Genomic DNA, 17,254 nt, shown 5'->3' with positions numbered 1-17,254 from the left:
CCGCCCTGTTTCTGTGAGTTAACCTGTATTACGCATCCCTGCAGCGACACCGGCAATCGTCACCATCAGCGCCTGTTCGACGCGCGCATCCGGTTCTTCACCACGGGCTTCCTGTGCACGTGAACGGTGAAGCAGCTCTGCCTGGAGTACGTTCAGGGGATCGGTATAAACGTTACGCAGGGCAATCGATTCGGCAATCCACGGCTGGTCCGCCATCAGATGGGAATCGTTGGCGATGGTCAGCACCGCTTTAATATCGGCATCCAGCTGGTCACGCAGCTGTTTACCTAATGGCCATAACGATTTATCAACCAGTCGCTGATCGTAATACTCCGCCAGCCACAGGTCTGCTTTCGAAAACACCATTTCCAGCATACCAAGGCGGGTTGAGAAAAAGGGCCAGTCGTGGCACATGGCCTCAAGCTGATCCTGATGGCCTGCCAGCATCGCCTGCTGCAGGGCGGCGCCCGCGCCCAGCCAGGCGGGTAACATCAGGCGGTTTTGCGTCCAGGCAAAAATCCAGGGAATGGCGCGCAGGGATTCCACACCACCCGTCGGACGACGCTTCGCCGGACGAGAGCCCAGGGGCAGCTTGCCCAGTTCCTGCTCAGGGGTTGCGGAACGGAAGTAAGGCACAAAATCCTTATTCTCACGCACATAACCCCGGTACATGGCGCAGGAGTCGGCAGAAAGCTGGTTCATGATATTACGCCATTCCGGTTTGGGTTCCGGCGGCGGCATCAGGTTGGCTTCCAGAATCGCGCCGGTATAAAGCGACAGGCTGGCGATAGTGACTTCCGGCAAGCCGTACTTGAAGCGAATCATTTCGCCCTGTTCCGTCACGCGCAGGCCGCCTTTGAGGCTGCCTGGCGGCTGGGACAGCAGTGCGGCATGCGCGGGTGCACCACCGCGGCCGATGGTACCGCCGCGTCCGTGGAATAGCGTGAGGGAAACGCCCGCCTTTTCGCAGGTTTTAATCAGTGCATCCTGTGCCTGGTATTGTGCCCAGCTGGCGGCCATCACGCCGGCATCTTTCGCCGAGTCGGAATAGCCAATCATGACCATTTGTTTGCCCTGAATAAAACCACGGTACCAGTCGATGTTAAGCAGTTTGCTCATCACATCATTGGCATTGTTCAGGTCATCCAGGGTTTCAAACAGGGGAGCAACCGGCATAGCGAACGGAATGCCAGCCTCTTTCAGTAACAGATGGACGGCAAGGACATCAGACGGCGTTTTCGCCATCGAAATGACATAGGCTGCGATAGAGCCCTGGGGCGCTTCTGCCACTACTTTGCAGGTTTCCAGCACTTCGCGGGTTTCGTCACTCGGTTCCCAACTGCGAGGAAGTAAAGGGCGCTTGGAGTTCAGCTCACGGATAAGAAAAGCCTGCTTGTCGGCTTCCGACCAGCTTTCATAATCGCCCAGGCCCAGATAGCGGGTAATTTCAGCGATAGCTTCAGTGTGACGGGTGCTTTCCTGACGGACGTCGATGCGAACCAGCGGCACGCCAAAGCATTTCACACGGCGCAGCGTATCCAGTAACTGACCGTTGGCAATAATGCCCATGCCGCACTGCTGCAGGGACTGATAGATAGCGAAAAGCGGATCCCACAACTGCGCGTTGGAGACCAGCAGGTCTGCCGGGCGGGGCAAGCGCTCGCCTTTCAGGCGGCGCTCCAGGTAAGCCTGGGTAGACAGTAGCTGACTGCGCAGACGCTTTAAGATCACGCGATACGGCTCCAGCGCTTCAGGATCGCCACTCAGCTCGGCAACTTCCTGACTGCATTCGGACATCGACAGTTCCGAAATCAACACGCCAATATCGCGCAGAAACAGATCGGTGGCTTTCCAGCGGCTGAGCTGCATAACATGGCGGGTAATGGCGGCGGTAACGTTCGGGTTACCGTCACGGTCTCCGCCCATCCAGGAGGTGAACTGCACCGGCACAAAATCAACCGGTAACTTAATGCCAAACGTCTCTTCTACCTGCTCATTCAGCTCACGCAAAAATGCAGGTACACCTTCCCACAGGCTGTTTTCAACGACGGCAAATCCCCACTTGGCTTCATCAACCGGCGTGGGACGGTATTTACGGATCTCATCCGTATGCCAGGCCTGCGCGACCAGTTGGCGCAGGCGGCGCATAATCTGGTTGCGTTCGTATTCAGAGATATCGCTGTGGTCGAGTTGTTCAAGACAGCTGTTGACCTCGCCCAGTTTGTGAATCAGCGTGCGGCGTGTAATTTCAGTAGGGTGCGCGGTTAAAACCAGTTCCAGGGAAAGTGATTCAATGGCGTTATGAATCGCACTTTCACTGAGATTATTTTGCTTGAGGGTTTCAAATGTTTTTTTCAACAGTTCAGGGTGGTTTGCGCCATCGCCGCTGCGGGAAATCGTTTGATACTGCTCAGCCACGTTAGTGAGGTTGAGGAACTGACTAAAGGCACGCGCCACGGGCAATAACTCGTCATTTGACAGGTTTTGCAGCGTATTCAGCAATTCCTTACGATGAGTGTCATTTCCTGCACGGGATGACTTAGAGAGCTTACGGATGGTTTCCACCTGGCCCAGGATATTCTCTCCCAGCGCATCCTTAATCGTATCCCCGAGCAGTTTGCCGAGCATACTGACATTACTTCGCATTGCGGAATATTGTTCGTTCATGTGACCCTGACACCCTTATCGTCTTGATAAACCTCTATACCCGGCCTTTTCAGGCAGCAGAAAAGCCAGCAACGTCGTCCTCCCGGCTCTGACCGGGGTTCTTCAGTTGCTGCCCGTCGCAAGCTGAATAAAGTGGGATGATTGCCCAGTGGGTATAACATCGTCTTTTATCTAGCCACGTAATCAGGCGTTCGTCAAATGACTTAAAGTGAGGGAAACGTGCAGCTAACTGACGGAAATTCATGGAATTTGATAGCGGCGAAGCGGGATAAGTTATTCTTATTATCAAATCCCACAGATTGGCAGGGCATTTTGCTGTTAATACAGTGAAATGCCCCATTTGATGATAATTAGTGACAGAAATGCTGCACAACCTGAGCGATTAAGGCGCGCGTAGGCTGAATAAATGCGGTATCGATAAATTCGTCCGGCTGATGCGCCTGGTTGATAGAACCCGGGCCCAGCACCAGCGTTGGACAAAGTTGCTGGATAAACGGGGCTTCAGTGCAATAATTCACCACTTCTGTCGGTGTACCCAGCAGTTTTTCCACCACCTTGACCAGCTCGTGGTCAACCGGACATTCATAGCCCGGAATCGGCGGATGCAATTCTTCGATGGTAATCCGTCCCGGCCAGCGTTCGCTCACCGGCGCCAGTGCCTCATTCAGCAGCGCGTCAAGATCGCTCAGCGTCAGCCCCGGCAAAGGGCGGATGTCCATGTGCAATTCGCAGCAGGCGCAGATACGGTTTGCTGCATCACCGCCATGAATATGACCAAAGTTCATTGTGGGATAAGGAATCGCAAAACCATCATGGTTGTAACGGGCTTTCAGCGTATTGCGCAGTTGCATGAGTTCGGTAATCGACTCATGCATCAGCTCAATGGCGTTGACGCCGCGACCCGGATCGCTGGAATGGCCAGATTGACCCTGAATACGAATCGCATTCGAGATATGTCCTTTGTGCGCACGGACAGGTTTCAGCGACGTCGGTTCGCCAATAATGGCGCAGTCAGGGCGAAGCTGTGTGGATGCGGCAAAATATGACGCGCCCGCCATGGTGGTTTCTTCATCAGCGGTGGCCAGAATATAAAGCGGCTTACTCAGGGCTGTCACATCCACATCACGGAGCGTGTCCAGAATAAACGCGAAGAAGCCTTTCATATCGGCGGTACCCAGACCGTACAACTTGTTGTCGTGCTCGGTCAGGGTAAAGGGATCGCGAGTCCAGCGACCATCATCAAACGGAACGGTATCGGTGTGCCCGGCAAGCAGCAGACCGCCCGCACCGCTTCCGGTGCGCGCCAGCATATTAAATTTATGCCGCGTGCCCGGCACGGGTTGGACTTCCACGGTAAAACCCAGGTCACGGAACCAGCCAGCCAGTAAATTGATTAAAGTTTCATTGCTCTGATCGAGAGCGGCATCGGTTGCGCTGATAGACGGTGTTGCGATCAACTGGCGGTAGAGTTCGATAAAAGGCGGTAATTTTGTCTTCACTGTTGACGGTCCTTGAGTTAGGATGTATCAATATTCATGCATTAATAGTGAATAAAAATACATTAACGTCGTGTGCATGTGAACCTTAAATCGCTGCAAACGACATCGTGGGCAACGGGGCAAGGCCGCGACCCGGAACGTGTGACTGTAATAAAGGTATACAGCCTGATGTTGAATACGCTGATCGTTGGTGCCAGTGGTTACGCTGGCGTAGAGCTTGCCACCTTCCTTAATCGCCATCCACATATCAACATAACCGCTTTGGCGGTGTCTGCGCAAAGTCCCGATGCGGGTAAGCGCTTGTCCGATCTTCATCCACAGCTGAAAGGCGTGGTGGATCTGCCGCTGCAGCCACTGAGCCGCGCCGACGAATGGGCAGATAAAGTTGATGTGGTGTTTCTGGCGACGGCCCACGAAGTCAGCCACGACCTGGCGCCTGAATTTCTGAAAGCTGGCTGCGTCGTGTTCGATCTGTCCGGCGCTTTCCGCGTCAACGACGGCGAGTTTTACACGCAGTTTTATGGCTTCACACACCAGCATGGGGACTGGCTGGATAAAGCCGTTTACGGTCTGGCGGAGTTCCAGCAGGAAAAAATCAAAGAAGCACAGCTGATTGCCGTCCCTGGCTGCTATCCCACCGCCTCTCAGTTGGCACTCAAGCCGTTGGTGGATGCCGGTTTACTGAATGAGGCGCAGTGGCCGGTCATCAATGCCACCAGTGGCGTCAGTGGAGCAGGGCGCAAAGCGAATGTTGGTACCAGCTTCTGTGAAGTCAGTCTGCAGCCTTACGGTATTTTTAATCATCGTCATCATCCTGAAATTGTGGCGCACCTGGGCACACCGGTAATTTTTACGCCGCACCTGGGCAGTTTCCCGCGTGGCATCCTGGCCACGATCACCTGCCGTCTTAATGCCGGCGTCAGCCGTGATGATGTCGCTGAGGTCTTTCACAATGCCTACCACGATAAGCCGCTGGTACGCGTTTACGAGCAAGGCGTACCGGCATTGAAAGCCGTGGTCGGTCTGCCTTACTGCGATATTGGCTTTGCCGTACAGGGCGAACACCTGATTGTGGTGGCTGCTGAAGATAACCTGCTTAAAGGGGCAGCCTCTCAGGCAGTACAGTGTCTTAATATTCGTTTCGGTTTCCCTGAAACGCAGTCACTGATTTAACGGACGACTAAACCATGACTAATCCATTAATTATCAAGCTGGGCGGTGTGCTGTTAGACAGCGAAGAAGCACTGGCCCGTTTATTTGACGCGTTGCTGGCCTACCGTTCTGCTCATCAGCGCCCCCTGATTATCGTTCACGGTGGCGGTTGCCTGGTCGATGAACTGATGAAAAAACTGGCGCTGCCGGTGCAAAAGAAGAACGGTTTGCGTGTTACGCCTGCCGATCAGATTGACATCATCACCGGCGCACTGGCTGGTACCGCCAATAAAACGCTGTTGGCCTGGGCGAAAAAATACGGCATTCAGGCCGTCGGTCTGTGCCTGGGCGATGCGGGCCTGGTCAATGTCACCCAGTTAGATGAAGCGCTGGGCCATGTGGGCAACGCAACGCCGGGCAATCCTGCATTAATTAACACGCTGCTGGGTGCAGGTTACATGCCCGTTGTCAGTTCAATCGGCATCACCGACAGCGGTGAGCTTATGAACGTCAATGCCGATCAGGCTGCCACAGCGCTGGCCTCAACGCTGGGTGCTGACTTAGTCTTGTTATCGGACGTCAGCGGCATTCTTGATGGCAAAGGTCAGCGCATCGAAGAAATGACGGCAGATAAAGCAGAACAGCTGATCGCTCAGGGCATCATCACCGATGGCATGATTGTCAAAGTGAACGCTGCGCTGGATGCGGCACGCACGCTGGGCCGTCCGGTCGATATTGCCAGCTGGCGTCATGCCGAGCAGTTACCTACCCTTTTTAACGGCGTGTCCATTGGCACCCGGATTCTCGCTTAACGACTCAGATTCAAGGATTACGAAATGCAAACGCAAAACATCAAAAAAATCGTACTGGCTTACTCCGGTGGTCTGGATACTTCGGCCATTATTCCCTGGCTGAAAGAAAACTATGGCGGCTGTGAAGTGGTCGCGTTCGTGGCGGATATCGGTCAGGAACGTAGCGATCTGGAAGGCGTTGAGAAGAAAGCGCTGCAGTCAGGTGCATCAGAATGTCACGTTGTCGATCTGCGTGAAGAGTTTATCAGTGACTACGTTTATCCGGTGCTGCAGACCGGGGCCCTGTATGAAGGGACGTATCTGCTGGGTACCTCAATGGCGCGTCCTATCATCGCGAAAGCCCAGGTTGAGCTGGCGCTGAAAGTGGGTGCTGATGCGCTGTGCCACGGTGCCACGGGTAAAGGTAATGACCAGGTGCGTTTCGAAACCACTTACACCGCACTGGCGCCGCAGCTGAAAGTGGTGGCGCCATGGCGCGAGTGGGATCTGCGTTCGCGTGAAGCGCTGCTGGATTATCTGAAAGCGCGCAACATCCCTACCACCGCGTCGCTGGAAAAAATCTACAGCCGTGATGAAAACGCCTGGCACATTTCTACCGAAGGCGGCGTGCTGGAAAGCCCGTCTAACGCACCTAACAAAGATTGCTGGGTCTGGACTGTCGATCCGCTGGAAGCGCCCGATCAGCCAGAAGACGTGACAGTAACCGTTGAAAAAGGCCGCGTGGTGGCGGTGAACGGTGAAAGACTGAGCCCGTTCCAGTGTCTGGAAAAACTGAACGTGCTGGGCGCAAAACATGGCGTGGGCCGTATCGATATCGTTGAAAACCGTCTGGTAGGCATTAAATCACGCGGCTGTTACGAAACCCCTGGCGGCACCATTATGGTTAACGCGCTGCGTGCGGTAGAGCAACTGGTTCTGGATCGCGACAGCTTCAAATGGCGTGAGCAGCTGGGCCATGAAATGTCTTATGTGGTTTACGATGGTCGCTGGTTTGCACCGCTGCGTAAGTCTATCCAGGCGGCGGCAGAGTCGCTGGCGGAAGAGGTTAACGGCGAAGTGGTTCTGCAACTCTACAAAGGTCAGGCCACGGCGACGCAGAAGCGTTCAGCTAACAGCCTGTATTCCGAAGAGTTCGCGACCTTCGGCGAAGACGAAGTTTACGATCATCGTCATGCAGGCGGCTTTATCCGTCTGTTCTCACTCTCTTCACGTATCCGTGCGTTGAACGAGCAGAAAAAGTAATCGCAGGCGGGGATCGCCTCGCCTCTCAGTATGACATCAGGGGCGGCTTTCAGGCCGCCCCTGGTTTAACGACTTGAAGGAGATTCACATGGCACTTTGGGGTGGACGCTTTACCCAGGCAGCAGATCAACGTTTCAAACAGTTCAACGACTCGCTGCGTTTTGATTACCGCCTGGCAGAGCAGGACATCATTGGCTCAGTGGCCTGGTCCAAAGCGCTGGTGACGGTAAATGTCCTGAGCAGTGATGAGCAGCAGCAGCTTGAAGCCGCACTGAACGCACTGCTGGAGGAGGTTCGTGCCAATCCTGAGCAAATCCTGCAAAGCGATGCCGAAGATATTCACAGCTGGGTTGAAGGCCAGTTGATTGAGAAAGTCGGTGCACTGGGCAAAAAACTGCACACCGGCCGTAGCCGCAATGATCAGGTGGCGACCGACCTGAAACTCTGGTGTAAAGAGCAGGTTGCCGCACTGCTGGATGCCACACGTGAGCTGCAGCAGGCGCTGGTGGCGACTGCCGAAGTCAATCAGGACGCGGTGATGCCGGGCTATACACATTTACAGCGTGCACAGCCGGTGACGTTTGCACACTGGTGCCTCGCTTACGTTGAAATGCTGGCGCGCGATGAAAGCCGTTTGCAGGATACGTTAAAGCGTCTTGATGTCAGCCCGTTAGGTTGTGGTGCACTGGCCGGAACGGCTTACGCTATTGACCGTGAGCAACTGGCAGGCTGGTTAGGCTTCGCGTCTGCAACGCGTAACAGCCTGGATACCGTATCCGACCGTGATCATGTGCTGGAGCTGCTTTCCGATGCGTCAATCGGCATGGTGCACCTTTCACGTTTTGCGGAAGACATGATTTTCTTCAATACCGGCGAAGCCGGCTTTATCGAACTCTCGGATAAAGTCACCTCAGGTTCGTCCCTGATGCCACAGAAGAAAAATCCGGATGCACTGGAGCTGATCCGTGGAAAATGCGGGCGGGTTCAGGGCGCGTTAACCGGCATGATGATGACGCTAAAAGGCCTGCCGCTTGCCTATAACAAAGACATGCAGGAAGACAAAGAAGGGCTGTTTGATGCGCTGGATACCTGGCTGGACTGCCTGCATATGTCCGTGCTGGTGCTGGAAGGTTTGCAGGTAAAACGTCCTCGCTGCCAGGAAGCGGCCGAACAGGGTTACGCAAACTCAACTGAACTGGCCGATTATCTCGTGGCAAAAGGCGTTCCCTTCCGTGAAGCGCACCATATCGTGGGAGAAACGGTCGTTGCAGCGATCGCGCAAGGTGTGGCACTGGAAGCCTTGTCGTTATCTCAGCTTAAGCAGTTCAGTGCTGTTATCGAAGACGATGTCTATCCGGTGCTGGCCCTGTCATCCTGCCTGGATAAGCGCAATGCGCAGGGAGGCGTTTCACCGTCTCAGGTTGCCCGTGCCATTGCGGATGCCAAAGCGCGCTTAGCCTGAGTCGCAGATAAAAAAAGAGCGGGCATACCATGCCCGCCAACCTCTAGCTTCAGAAACTACTTTTATTTTAGGCACATCATCAGACCATCGGTGCTCCCGACCGATGTTCAGATTCGTTACGCTTGTCGTCTGGCCTTCGCCTGTTCAGTTTTTTGTTTTATCAGCGTTGCCAGAAGATTTGCGTCAGCTAAAAACAGCGGATAACGCTGTCTTTATGATTCAGAAAACATTTCCCTGGGTGGCGATGAGTCTGAATTTGATGTGGGCATTATTCCCATCCGCTCTTGATAGGGCCAATCGTTGGTTGCTATTCTATCTATCGCCACGAGCTATCGTGGAATGGAGGGTAATAATGAATATCCGTGATCTTGAATATCTGGTTTCGCTTGCTGAACATCGTCACTTCCGACGTGCGGCGGATGCCTGTCATGTCAGTCAGCCGACCTTAAGCGGGCAGATTCGCAAATTAGAAGATGAGTTAGGTGTCATGCTGCTGGAACGTACCAGCCGCAAAGTACTGTTTACGCAGGCCGGTTTGCTGCTGGTCGACCAGGCGCGTACTGTCCTTCGTGAAGTCAAAGTGCTGAAAGAGATGGCCAGTCAGCAGGGCGAAGCGATGTCAGGACCACTGCATATTGGGCTGATTCCTACCACCGGTCCGTATTTACTGCCGCAAATTATTCCTATGCTGCATCAGACTTTTCCAAAGCTGGAAATGTACCTGCATGAAGCACAGACCCAGCAATTGCTGGCTCAGCTCGACAGCGGCAAACTGGACTGCGCGATTCTGGCGCTGGTCAAAGAAAGCGAAGCCTTTATTGAAGTCCCGCTGTTCGATGAGCCGATGAAGCTGGCAGTTTATGAGGATCATCCGTGGCGCGAACGCGATCGTGTGCCCATGTCCGATCTGGCTGGTGAAAAACTGCTGATGCTGGAAGACGGCCACTGCCTGCGCGATCAGGCCATGGGTTTTTGTTTTGAAGCGGGTGCAGACGAAGATACCCATTTCCGTGCGACAAGCCTGGAAACGTTGCGCAATATGGTCGCGGCAGGAAGCGGTATTACGTTACTGCCTGCTCTGGCTGTCCCGCCACAGCGTGTGCGTGATGGGGTTTGTTATCTGCCCTGTTATAAGCCGGTACCACAGCGTACGATTGCGCTGGTTTACCGTCCCGGCTCACCTCTGCGCAGCCGTTATGAACAACTGGCAGAGGCAATCCGCACACATATGCAAGGCTATTTCGATACCACGTTAAAACAGGCGGTTTAAACCGTTTAGCGCGGCGACGCGATACGCTTCTGCCATGGTCGGGTAGTTAAAGGTGGTATTCACAAAGTACTCAATTGTGTTGCCACCATTTTTTTGCTCCATGATCGCCTGACCGATATGGATAATCTCCGCAGCACGTTCCCCAAAGCAGTGAATGCCCAGAATCTCTTTGGTTTCACGGTGGAACAGGATCTTCAGACTACCGACGTTCATCCCCACAATCTGCGCACGCGCCAGATGTTTAAACTGCGCACGTCCCACTTCGTAAGGCACTTTCATCGCCGTGAGCTGCTGTTCGGTTTTGCCTACAGAGCTGATTTCCGGAATGGTATAAATCCCGGTCGGAATGTCTTCGATCAGGTGCGCTGAGGCTTCGCCTTTAATGATGGCCTGTGCGGCAATACGGCCCTGATCGTAAGCAGCGGAGGCCAGGCTGGGGTAACCAATGACGTCGCCCACTGCATAAATGTGCGGCTGCGCTGTCTGATACATGCTGTTCACTTTCAACAGCCCACGGCCATCCGCTTCCAGACCGACATTTTTCAGCGACAGTGAATCGGTGTTACCTGTACGGCCGTTCGCATACAGCAGGCAGTCCGCTTTGACTTTCTTGCCGGATTTCAGGTGCATGATAACGCCGTCATCCACGCCTTCAATCTTCTCAAACTCTTCGTTGTGACGAATCACCACGCCGCTGTTCCAGAAGTGATAAGACAGCGAGTCAGACATCTCCTGATCAAGGAACGCCAGCAGGCGGTCACGGGTGTTGATCAGGTCAACCTTGACATTGAGCCCACGGAAAATGGAAGCATATTCACAGCCAATCACGCCCGCGCCATAAATGATGACGTGGCCGGGTTCATGATGCAGGTTGAGAATAGAATCGGAATCGTAAATACGTGGATGGGTAAAGTCGACATCATGCGGATGATAAGGGCGCGAACCACAGGCAATAATAAATTTCCCGGCGGTCAGCTGTTCGCGCGTGCCATCATGATGTTCCACTTCAACCGTGTTGGCATCCACGAAATGCGCATCGCCCTGAAACAGCTCACAGCGATTGCGCTCGTAAAAACCCTGACGCATTGCGGTTTGTTGGCTGATCACGCTTTCCGTGTGATTGAGAATATCGGCAAACGATGAGCGGAGAAGGCGGGTATGGTCACTGTAGAGGGGATTCTGGTTGAACTCGATGATGCGGCTCACAGCATGACGAAGGGCTTTCGAGGGGATCGTACCCCAGTGTGTACAGCCGCCGCCTATGTTGTGATAGCGTTCGATAACCGCGATTCGGGCGCCTTGCTTCACCAGCCCCATCGCCGCACCTTCACCGCCTGGTCCTGATCCAATCACAATGACATCGTAATCGTAAGACTTTTGCATACCGGTACGTCCTATTATTTATACATTTTTACAACGAGATTCTAACATCTCGCCGCGCACTTCTGAATTCTAACAGCGATTTTCATCACGTTTTGGCTTTCAGTGAGGTTTAACACGTCGTCACAAAGTTTGCCGGACTGTACGCTGAATATTTTGTTATAGTGCTGTTTCAGAACCTCACAAGGCAGAGAGAATGGGCGTCAGAGCGCAACAAAAAGAACGTACACGACGTACACTGATTGAAGCTGCCTTCAGTCAGCTCAGCGCCGAACGCAGTTTTGCCAGTCTGAGTTTACGTGAGGTTGCCCGCGAGGCGGGCATCGCGCCAACCTCTTTTTATCGGCACTTTAAAGATGTCGATGAGCTGGGTTTAACCATGGTGGATGAAAGCGGGCTGATGCTGCGGCAGTTGATGCGACAGGCACGTCAACGTATTGCGAAAGGCGGCAGCATCATTAAAACCTCTATCGCCACCTTTATGGAGTTCATTGAAAATAACCCCAATGCGTTTCGGCTGCTGTTACGCGAACGTTCGGGGACGTCTGCGGCTTTCCGTGCGGCGGTTGCGCGTGAAATCCAACATTTTATTGCTGAACTGGCTGATTATCTTGAGGTCGAAAACCGCATGCCGCGCAGCTTCACCGAAGCGCAGGCTGAAGCGATGGTGACTATTGTCTTCAGTGCCGGTGCCGAAGCGCTGGATATTGATATAGCGCAGCGTCGTAAGCTGGAAGATCGTCTGGTATTGCAGTTACGTATGATCGCGAAGGGCGCGTATTACTGGTATCGCCGGGAACAAGAACGCCTGGCGGTAACCCTGGATAAACCTGAAGAGCTATGAATAAGGACCCTGCCATGACCCACCCAAGCTCCCGTGATAAAGGCACGATGTTACTGGCTTTTATTACCGGCCTTGCTATGAACGGCTCGTTCTCTGTGCTGTTTAGTGCTTTCGTTCCTTTTTCTATTTTCCCGTTGATTGCGTTGGGGCTGGCGGCATGGTGCCTGCATCAACGCTACCTGAATAAAAGTATGCCCGATGGGGTTCCGGGGCTGGCTGCGGCCTTCTTCCTGCTGGGAATCCTGGTGTACAGCGCATTAGTGCGTGCCGAATATCCGGATATCGGATCTAACTTTATCCCCACGATTCTTATGGTCGGGCTGGTGTTCTGGATTGCCCTGCGTTACAAGCGCAATCGCAACCGGTAATCACAAAAACGGGAACCCTTGGGTTCCCGTTTTTTTACGCTTTGCGCGTCAGTAGCACACCGCATTCCATATGATGGGTATACGGGAACTGGTCAAACAGGGCCAGTCGCGTGACATCATGGGTTTGCGCCAGCTCCAGCAGATTGTCACACAGGGTTTGCGGGTTGCAGGAAATATACAGGATCGTGCGATAAGCCTGCACCATCCTGACGGTTTCCTCATCCAGCCCACTGCGCGGCGGATCCACAAAGATCGTCTCGCAGTCATAACTCTTCAGGTCGATCCCCTCCAGCCGGTTAAAGCTGCGCACGCCGTTCATTGCCTGGGTAAACTCTTCGGCCGCCATGCGAATAATCTGGACATTATCAATCTGGTTGGCGGCAATATTGTACTGGGCCGACGCGACGGATGGCTTGGCAATTTCCGTGGCCAGCACGCGGCGGAAATTTCTGGCCAGCGCCAGCGAGAAGTTGCCATTACCACAGTAGAGTTCCAGTAAATCGCCACGGGAACCCGTTGTCACATCCAGCGCCCATTCCAGCATATGAATGTTCATCGCCGCGTTGGGTTGCGTGAAGCTGTTCTCCACCTGTCGATAAATCATCTCTTTACCGGCGACCGGCAAACGCTCTTCCACGTAATCCCGATCAAGGCAAATTTTGGTCTTAGTGGCGCGACCAATCAGCTGCACATCGACGCCTTCCGCCCGCAACTGATCGCGTAACGTTGTGGCGGCCTGCTGCCATTCCTCATCCAGCTTGCGGTGATAGAGCAGGGAGATGACGATTTGGTTGCTTAGCGTCGACAGATAATCAATCTGGAACAGCTTATGGCGCAGGATGCGATTATCGCGAATGACCGCCATCATTTTCGGCATCATCTGGTTAATCAGGGCACTGGCCGCCGGGAACTGGTCAACGCGAATGCGCTGTTTCGTCTCCTGATCGAAAATGATGTGATAAATGTCGTCGCCATCATGCCAGATGCGGAATTCTGCACGCATGCGATAGTGGCTGACCGGTGAACGGAACACCTCCACGGCGGGGGCAGCGAAAGGCGTCATCATCGTTTCTAACCGACTGACTTTTTCCGCCAGCTGCGCGTCATACTGTTCAACAGGGAGATGTTCGGGTGTCATGTTTAATCCTGGTTAATAGCCTGCTTGCCGGGCGATTGTAGGGATTCACCTGCTGATGTCCAGTCCTGCGCGCGCGAGCAGAGCGTCGGGGTGTGCAGATCTGGACTTGCCCGTGCGCGCTTCGTAGACTGCGGGCACCGGCCTCAACCTTGAGTTAACAGGGAATCCAGTGTGAATCTGGAGCTGACGCGCAGCGGTAAGGAATGTCAGGGTGATTGCAATTGCAGACACTGTCCTGCGGGATGGGAAGTCATCACCTGCTATGATTCCCAGCCCGAAGACCTGCCGGTGTGACGTCGCCACGCGTACAGTCATCGCGTGCTATCGACTGTATGCCTGCGGCATCCTTTTTCTTTTGGATGCGATAAAAATGAGTAAAACAACAACCCCGCTGTTTGCCTTCAGTGCAACGGCGATTTTCCTCTGGGCGCAAAATGGCTTTGCACAGAGAAGTGATGATGCGCTCATCGTGACGGCTAATCGTTTTCAACAGCCGGTTTCGTCGGTACTGGCTTCAACCTCGGTGGTGACACGGGATGAGATTGAACTGTGGCAGGCAAAAAATCTGGTAGACGTGCTTCGTCGCCTGCCCGGCGTGGATATTGCGCAGAACGGTGGGATTGGGCAAAGCGCGTCAATGTTTGTGCGAGGCGCTGAAGCGCGCCAGACGTTGATTCTTGTGGATGGCGTGCCCTTTGCCAGACCGGGCATCACCGGTGCAGCGGACTTCAATCTGATTCCGATCTCCCTTATACAACGCGTTGAATTCATTCGCGGGCCGCGCTCCTCCGTCTATGGCGCTGATGCCATTGGCGGAGTGGTAAACGTGATTACTCAAAATCCACAAAATCACAATGTGCTTTCTGCAGGCATGGGGTCAAAGGGATATCAGGAATACAGCGGGGGCGTAAACCAGAATGTGACCGACCAAACCCGCCTTACCGTCGCCGGTTCTTATCAGGCAACCAATGGCTATAACATCCAGCCTGATTCGACGTCTCCAGCCGATCGCGATCGTGATGGCTGGCGTAACAAAGCGTTCTGGGCAGGGGTTGAGCATAAGTTCAATGACATGTTTTCCGGTTTCTTTCGTGGTTATGGTTATTCGGCGAATACTGACTACGATGCTGGCTTCCCGGGCGGATCGGATGAGCAGCAGATTTATAATCACGCCTTTGATACCGGCCTGCGCTTTACTAAAGGTGATTATTCTTCTCAACTGGTCGCCAGCTACCAAAAGTACAAAATATATAATTATGTTGGCGCTGAGGGACGTTACGCAGACTCCAATACGCTGGATGATATGGATCAGCGCAACCTTCAATGGGGGAACGCCTTCGCAGTCGGTTATGGCACGGTGAGTACCGGGATTGACTGGCAGCGGCAAGCGTTGAGCTCAGTAGGCCAACTCTTTTCTGGTCAGCCCAGAGAAACGGACCGCTATAAGCAGGATAATACCGGGGCATATCTGACGACGCAGCAGCAATTGGGCACTGTTACGCTTGAAGGTGCTGTCCGGGGGGACGATAACCAGGATTATGGTCGTCATGGTACCTGGCAAACGGCGGCTGGATGGGAGTTTGTGCCGGGTTATAAGGCATCGCTCTCCTATGGCACCGGTTTCCAGGCACCGACGCTGGGGCAGCTTTATGGCCAAAAGCATTTTGGCATTAGCGCCAATCCCGATTTGCAGCCTGAGAAATCAAAACAATGGGAAGCTGCGCTCGAAGGGTTAAGTGGCCCCGTTAACTGGCGGCTGGCGGCCTACCGTAATCACGTCACGAACCTGATTGACTATGCGTCCGATCCGGTGACATTCCAGGGCGGCTATTTCAATCAGAAAGCGGTGACAATGAAAGGTATTGAAGCCACCGCAGACTTCGATACGTCTTTCCTGCATCATCAAATCACCTTAGGCTATCTTGATGCCCGACGCGATTCGGATGATGAAGTCCTGGCTCGCCGGTCTCGTCAACAGATGAAATATCAGTTGGGTGTAACGGTTTATGAGGCTGATATAGATGTTATTTACCAGTATTTTGGCAAGCGTTATGACAATAACACGAGCCAGTACACGAGTGAGCAGCGCCGTTTGCCGGCCTACAGCACCGTTGATCTCGCCGTATCGTATCCTATCACATCACATCTGACCGTTCGTGGTAGAATTGCCAACCTGTTCGATAAAGATTACGAGACAGCGTATGGCTACCAGACTCCAGGAAGAGAGTATTACCTCAACGGAAGCTACAGCTTCTGACCTGCGCCCGACTGTGCTGGTGTTTGATTCCGGCGTAGGCGGGCTTTCTGTCTATGATGAGGTTCGGCAACTCCTGCCGGACCTGCATTATCTTTATGCGTTCGATAACGCCGGTTTTCCTTATGGTGAGAAAACCGAGACATTTATTGTCGAGCGCGTTGTTGCGATGGTTGATGCCATTACTCGCCGTCATCCCATTTCTCTCGTCATTATTGCCTGTAATACCGCCAGCACCGTCACTTTGCCTGCATTACGTGAGCGATTTGCCTTTCCGGTTGTCGGCGTTGTACCGGCAATCAAACCGGCTGCACGCCTTACACGTAACGGTGTGGTCGGGCTGCTGGCGACGCGCGCAACGGTCCGGCGTTCGTACACGCATGATCTGGTGTCGCAGTTTGCTAAAACCTGCAAGATTGAAATGCTGGGCTCAGCCGAGCTGGTGGAGTTAGCCGAAGCCAAGCTTCATGGCGATAAGGTTTCACTGGGTGATGTCAGGCGCATTGTGCAACCCTGGTTACGTATGACGGAGCCACCGGATACTGTCGTATTAGGCTGCACGCACTTTCCTTTACTTCGCGATGAGCTTCAGCACGTCCTGCCTGAAGGTACGCGTTTAATTGACTCCGGTGCCGCAATAGCCAGACGTACTGCCTGGCTACTGGACAATGAAGCACCCGAAGTCCGCTCGCCGGATCAAAACATGGCGTTTTGCACTGAGCTGGATGAAGAGGCGGCGCAATTATCGCCGGTTTTACAGCGTTATGGATTCCCGTTGCTTGAAAAACTGGCGCTTTAGCGGGTTTTCGCTGAAAAAAACAGCACTCGGAAAATTAATTGAAATTAGCCCTTGTCAGCTTCGAAGAACTCCCTATAATGCGCCTCCACTGACACGGCACAACGGAATACGAAGCGCCGGGTTGAGTAAGGTTCAGAATGATTCGAACCGATGAGTTTAGCAAAAATAAGTGCTTGACTCATAAAGCGGAAAGCGTAATATATGCAGCCCGCGCCACAGAGAAGTGTGGCACTGCTCTTTAACAATTTATCAGACAATCTGTGTGGGCACTCGCAGGATTGATATCCGCGTCTCCGGACGCAAAAAAAATATCAAGTCTTAAGAGTGAACACGTAGTGAAATTCATTACGACGTTTTCCTTGAGCAT

General features: G+C 53.5%; 13 protein-coding genes and 1 riboswitch. Of the genes, 9 read left to right on the top strand and 4 right to left on the bottom strand.

The annotated features are described in order from the left end of the window. Positions 1–18: 18 nt before the first annotated feature. Together ppc and argE are read right to left on the bottom strand one after the other, a co-directional pair. Complete coding sequence (ppc, locus tag RAC60_RS20215; RefSeq protein ID WP_375094222.1) at positions 19–2,667, bottom strand: phosphoenolpyruvate carboxylase; 2,649 nt, start codon at positions 2,665–2,667, stop codon at positions 19–21. 350 nt (positions 2,668–3,017) lie between these two features. After that, positions 3,018–4,166 carry an acetylornithine deacetylase gene (gene argE / locus RAC60_RS20210; protein ID WP_033738113.1) on the bottom strand — a complete coding sequence of 383 codons (1,149 nt, stop codon included), beginning with the start codon at positions 4,164–4,166 and terminating at the stop codon, positions 3,018–3,020. A 168-nt stretch (positions 4,167–4,334) separates the two neighbouring features. Between argE and argC the strand changes: the two genes are divergently transcribed. The 5 genes from argC (at position 4,335) to oxyR (ending at position 10,104) form a co-directional block, all read left to right on the top strand. After that, positions 4,335–5,339, top strand: coding sequence for an N-acetyl-gamma-glutamyl-phosphate reductase (gene argC, locus RAC60_RS20205; protein WP_006121175.1), 1,005 nt, complete (start codon positions 4,335–4,337; stop codon positions 5,337–5,339). A gap of 14 nt (positions 5,340–5,353) precedes the next feature. Further along, entirely contained in the window at positions 5,354–6,130 is a 777-nt protein-coding gene (gene argB / locus RAC60_RS20200; protein ID WP_006121174.1) for an acetylglutamate kinase, read from the top strand. 24 nt (positions 6,131–6,154) lie between these two features. After that, positions 6,155–7,372, top strand: coding sequence for an argininosuccinate synthase (locus tag RAC60_RS20195; protein WP_033738115.1), 1,218 nt, complete (start codon positions 6,155–6,157; stop codon positions 7,370–7,372). A gap of 88 nt (positions 7,373–7,460) precedes the next feature. Next, positions 7,461–8,834, top strand: coding sequence for an argininosuccinate lyase (gene argH / locus RAC60_RS20190; RefSeq protein WP_033738117.1), 1,374 nt, complete (start codon positions 7,461–7,463; stop codon positions 8,832–8,834). A gap of 352 nt (positions 8,835–9,186) precedes the next feature. Beyond that, entirely contained in the window at positions 9,187–10,104 is a 918-nt protein-coding gene (gene oxyR, locus RAC60_RS20185; protein WP_006121171.1) for a DNA-binding transcriptional regulator OxyR, read from the top strand. On the opposite strand, the gene sthA is transcribed toward oxyR, so the two are convergent. Beyond that, positions 10,087–11,487: a Si-specific NAD(P)(+) transhydrogenase gene (sthA, locus tag RAC60_RS20180; protein ID WP_375094219.1), complete on the bottom strand. Its 1,401-nt coding sequence runs from the start codon at positions 11,485–11,487 to the stop codon at positions 10,087–10,089. The genes oxyR and sthA overlap by 18 nt on opposite strands. A gap of 193 nt (positions 11,488–11,680) precedes the next feature. On the opposite strand from sthA, the gene fabR reads away from it, so the two are divergent. Further along, positions 11,681–12,328 carry an HTH-type transcriptional repressor FabR gene (fabR, locus tag RAC60_RS20175; protein WP_006121169.1) on the top strand — a complete coding sequence of 216 codons (648 nt, stop codon included), beginning with the start codon at positions 11,681–11,683 and terminating at the stop codon, positions 12,326–12,328. Positions 12,329–12,342: 14 nt separating this feature from the next. Continuing rightward, the gene (locus tag RAC60_RS20170; RefSeq protein WP_006121168.1) at positions 12,343–12,696 is read left to right on the top strand and encodes a YijD family membrane protein; all 354 of its coding nucleotides are present in this window, start codon (positions 12,343–12,345) and stop codon (positions 12,694–12,696) included. A 34-nt stretch (positions 12,697–12,730) separates the two neighbouring features. On the opposite strand, the gene trmA is transcribed toward RAC60_RS20170, so the two are convergent. Further along, positions 12,731–13,834 (bottom strand): tRNA (uridine(54)-C5)-methyltransferase TrmA, encoded by a 1,104-nt coding sequence (trmA, locus tag RAC60_RS20165; protein ID WP_205952472.1) that lies wholly within the window; start codon positions 13,832–13,834, stop codon positions 12,731–12,733. A 121-nt stretch (positions 13,835–13,955) separates the two neighbouring features. Then, positions 13,956–14,139: riboswitch (cobalamin riboswitch) on the top strand. 65 nt (positions 14,140–14,204) lie between these two features. Between trmA and btuB the strand changes: the two genes are divergently transcribed. After that, entirely contained in the window at positions 14,205–16,091 is a 1,887-nt protein-coding gene (btuB, locus tag RAC60_RS20160) for a TonB-dependent vitamin B12 receptor BtuB (RefSeq protein WP_375094218.1), read from the top strand. Next, positions 16,036–16,887 (top strand): glutamate racemase, encoded by an 852-nt coding sequence (gene murI / locus RAC60_RS20155; RefSeq protein ID WP_033738123.1) that lies wholly within the window; start codon positions 16,036–16,038, stop codon positions 16,885–16,887. Before btuB ends, murI begins: the two co-directional genes overlap by 56 nt. Positions 16,888–17,254: the final 367 nt, after the last annotated feature.

Source organism: Pantoea sp. BR_17, assembly GCF_041955125.1.
GTDB lineage: Bacteria > Pseudomonadota > Gammaproteobacteria > Enterobacterales > Enterobacteriaceae > Pantoea > Pantoea stewartii.
This window is presented reverse-complemented; position numbering and strand designations above follow the sequence as displayed.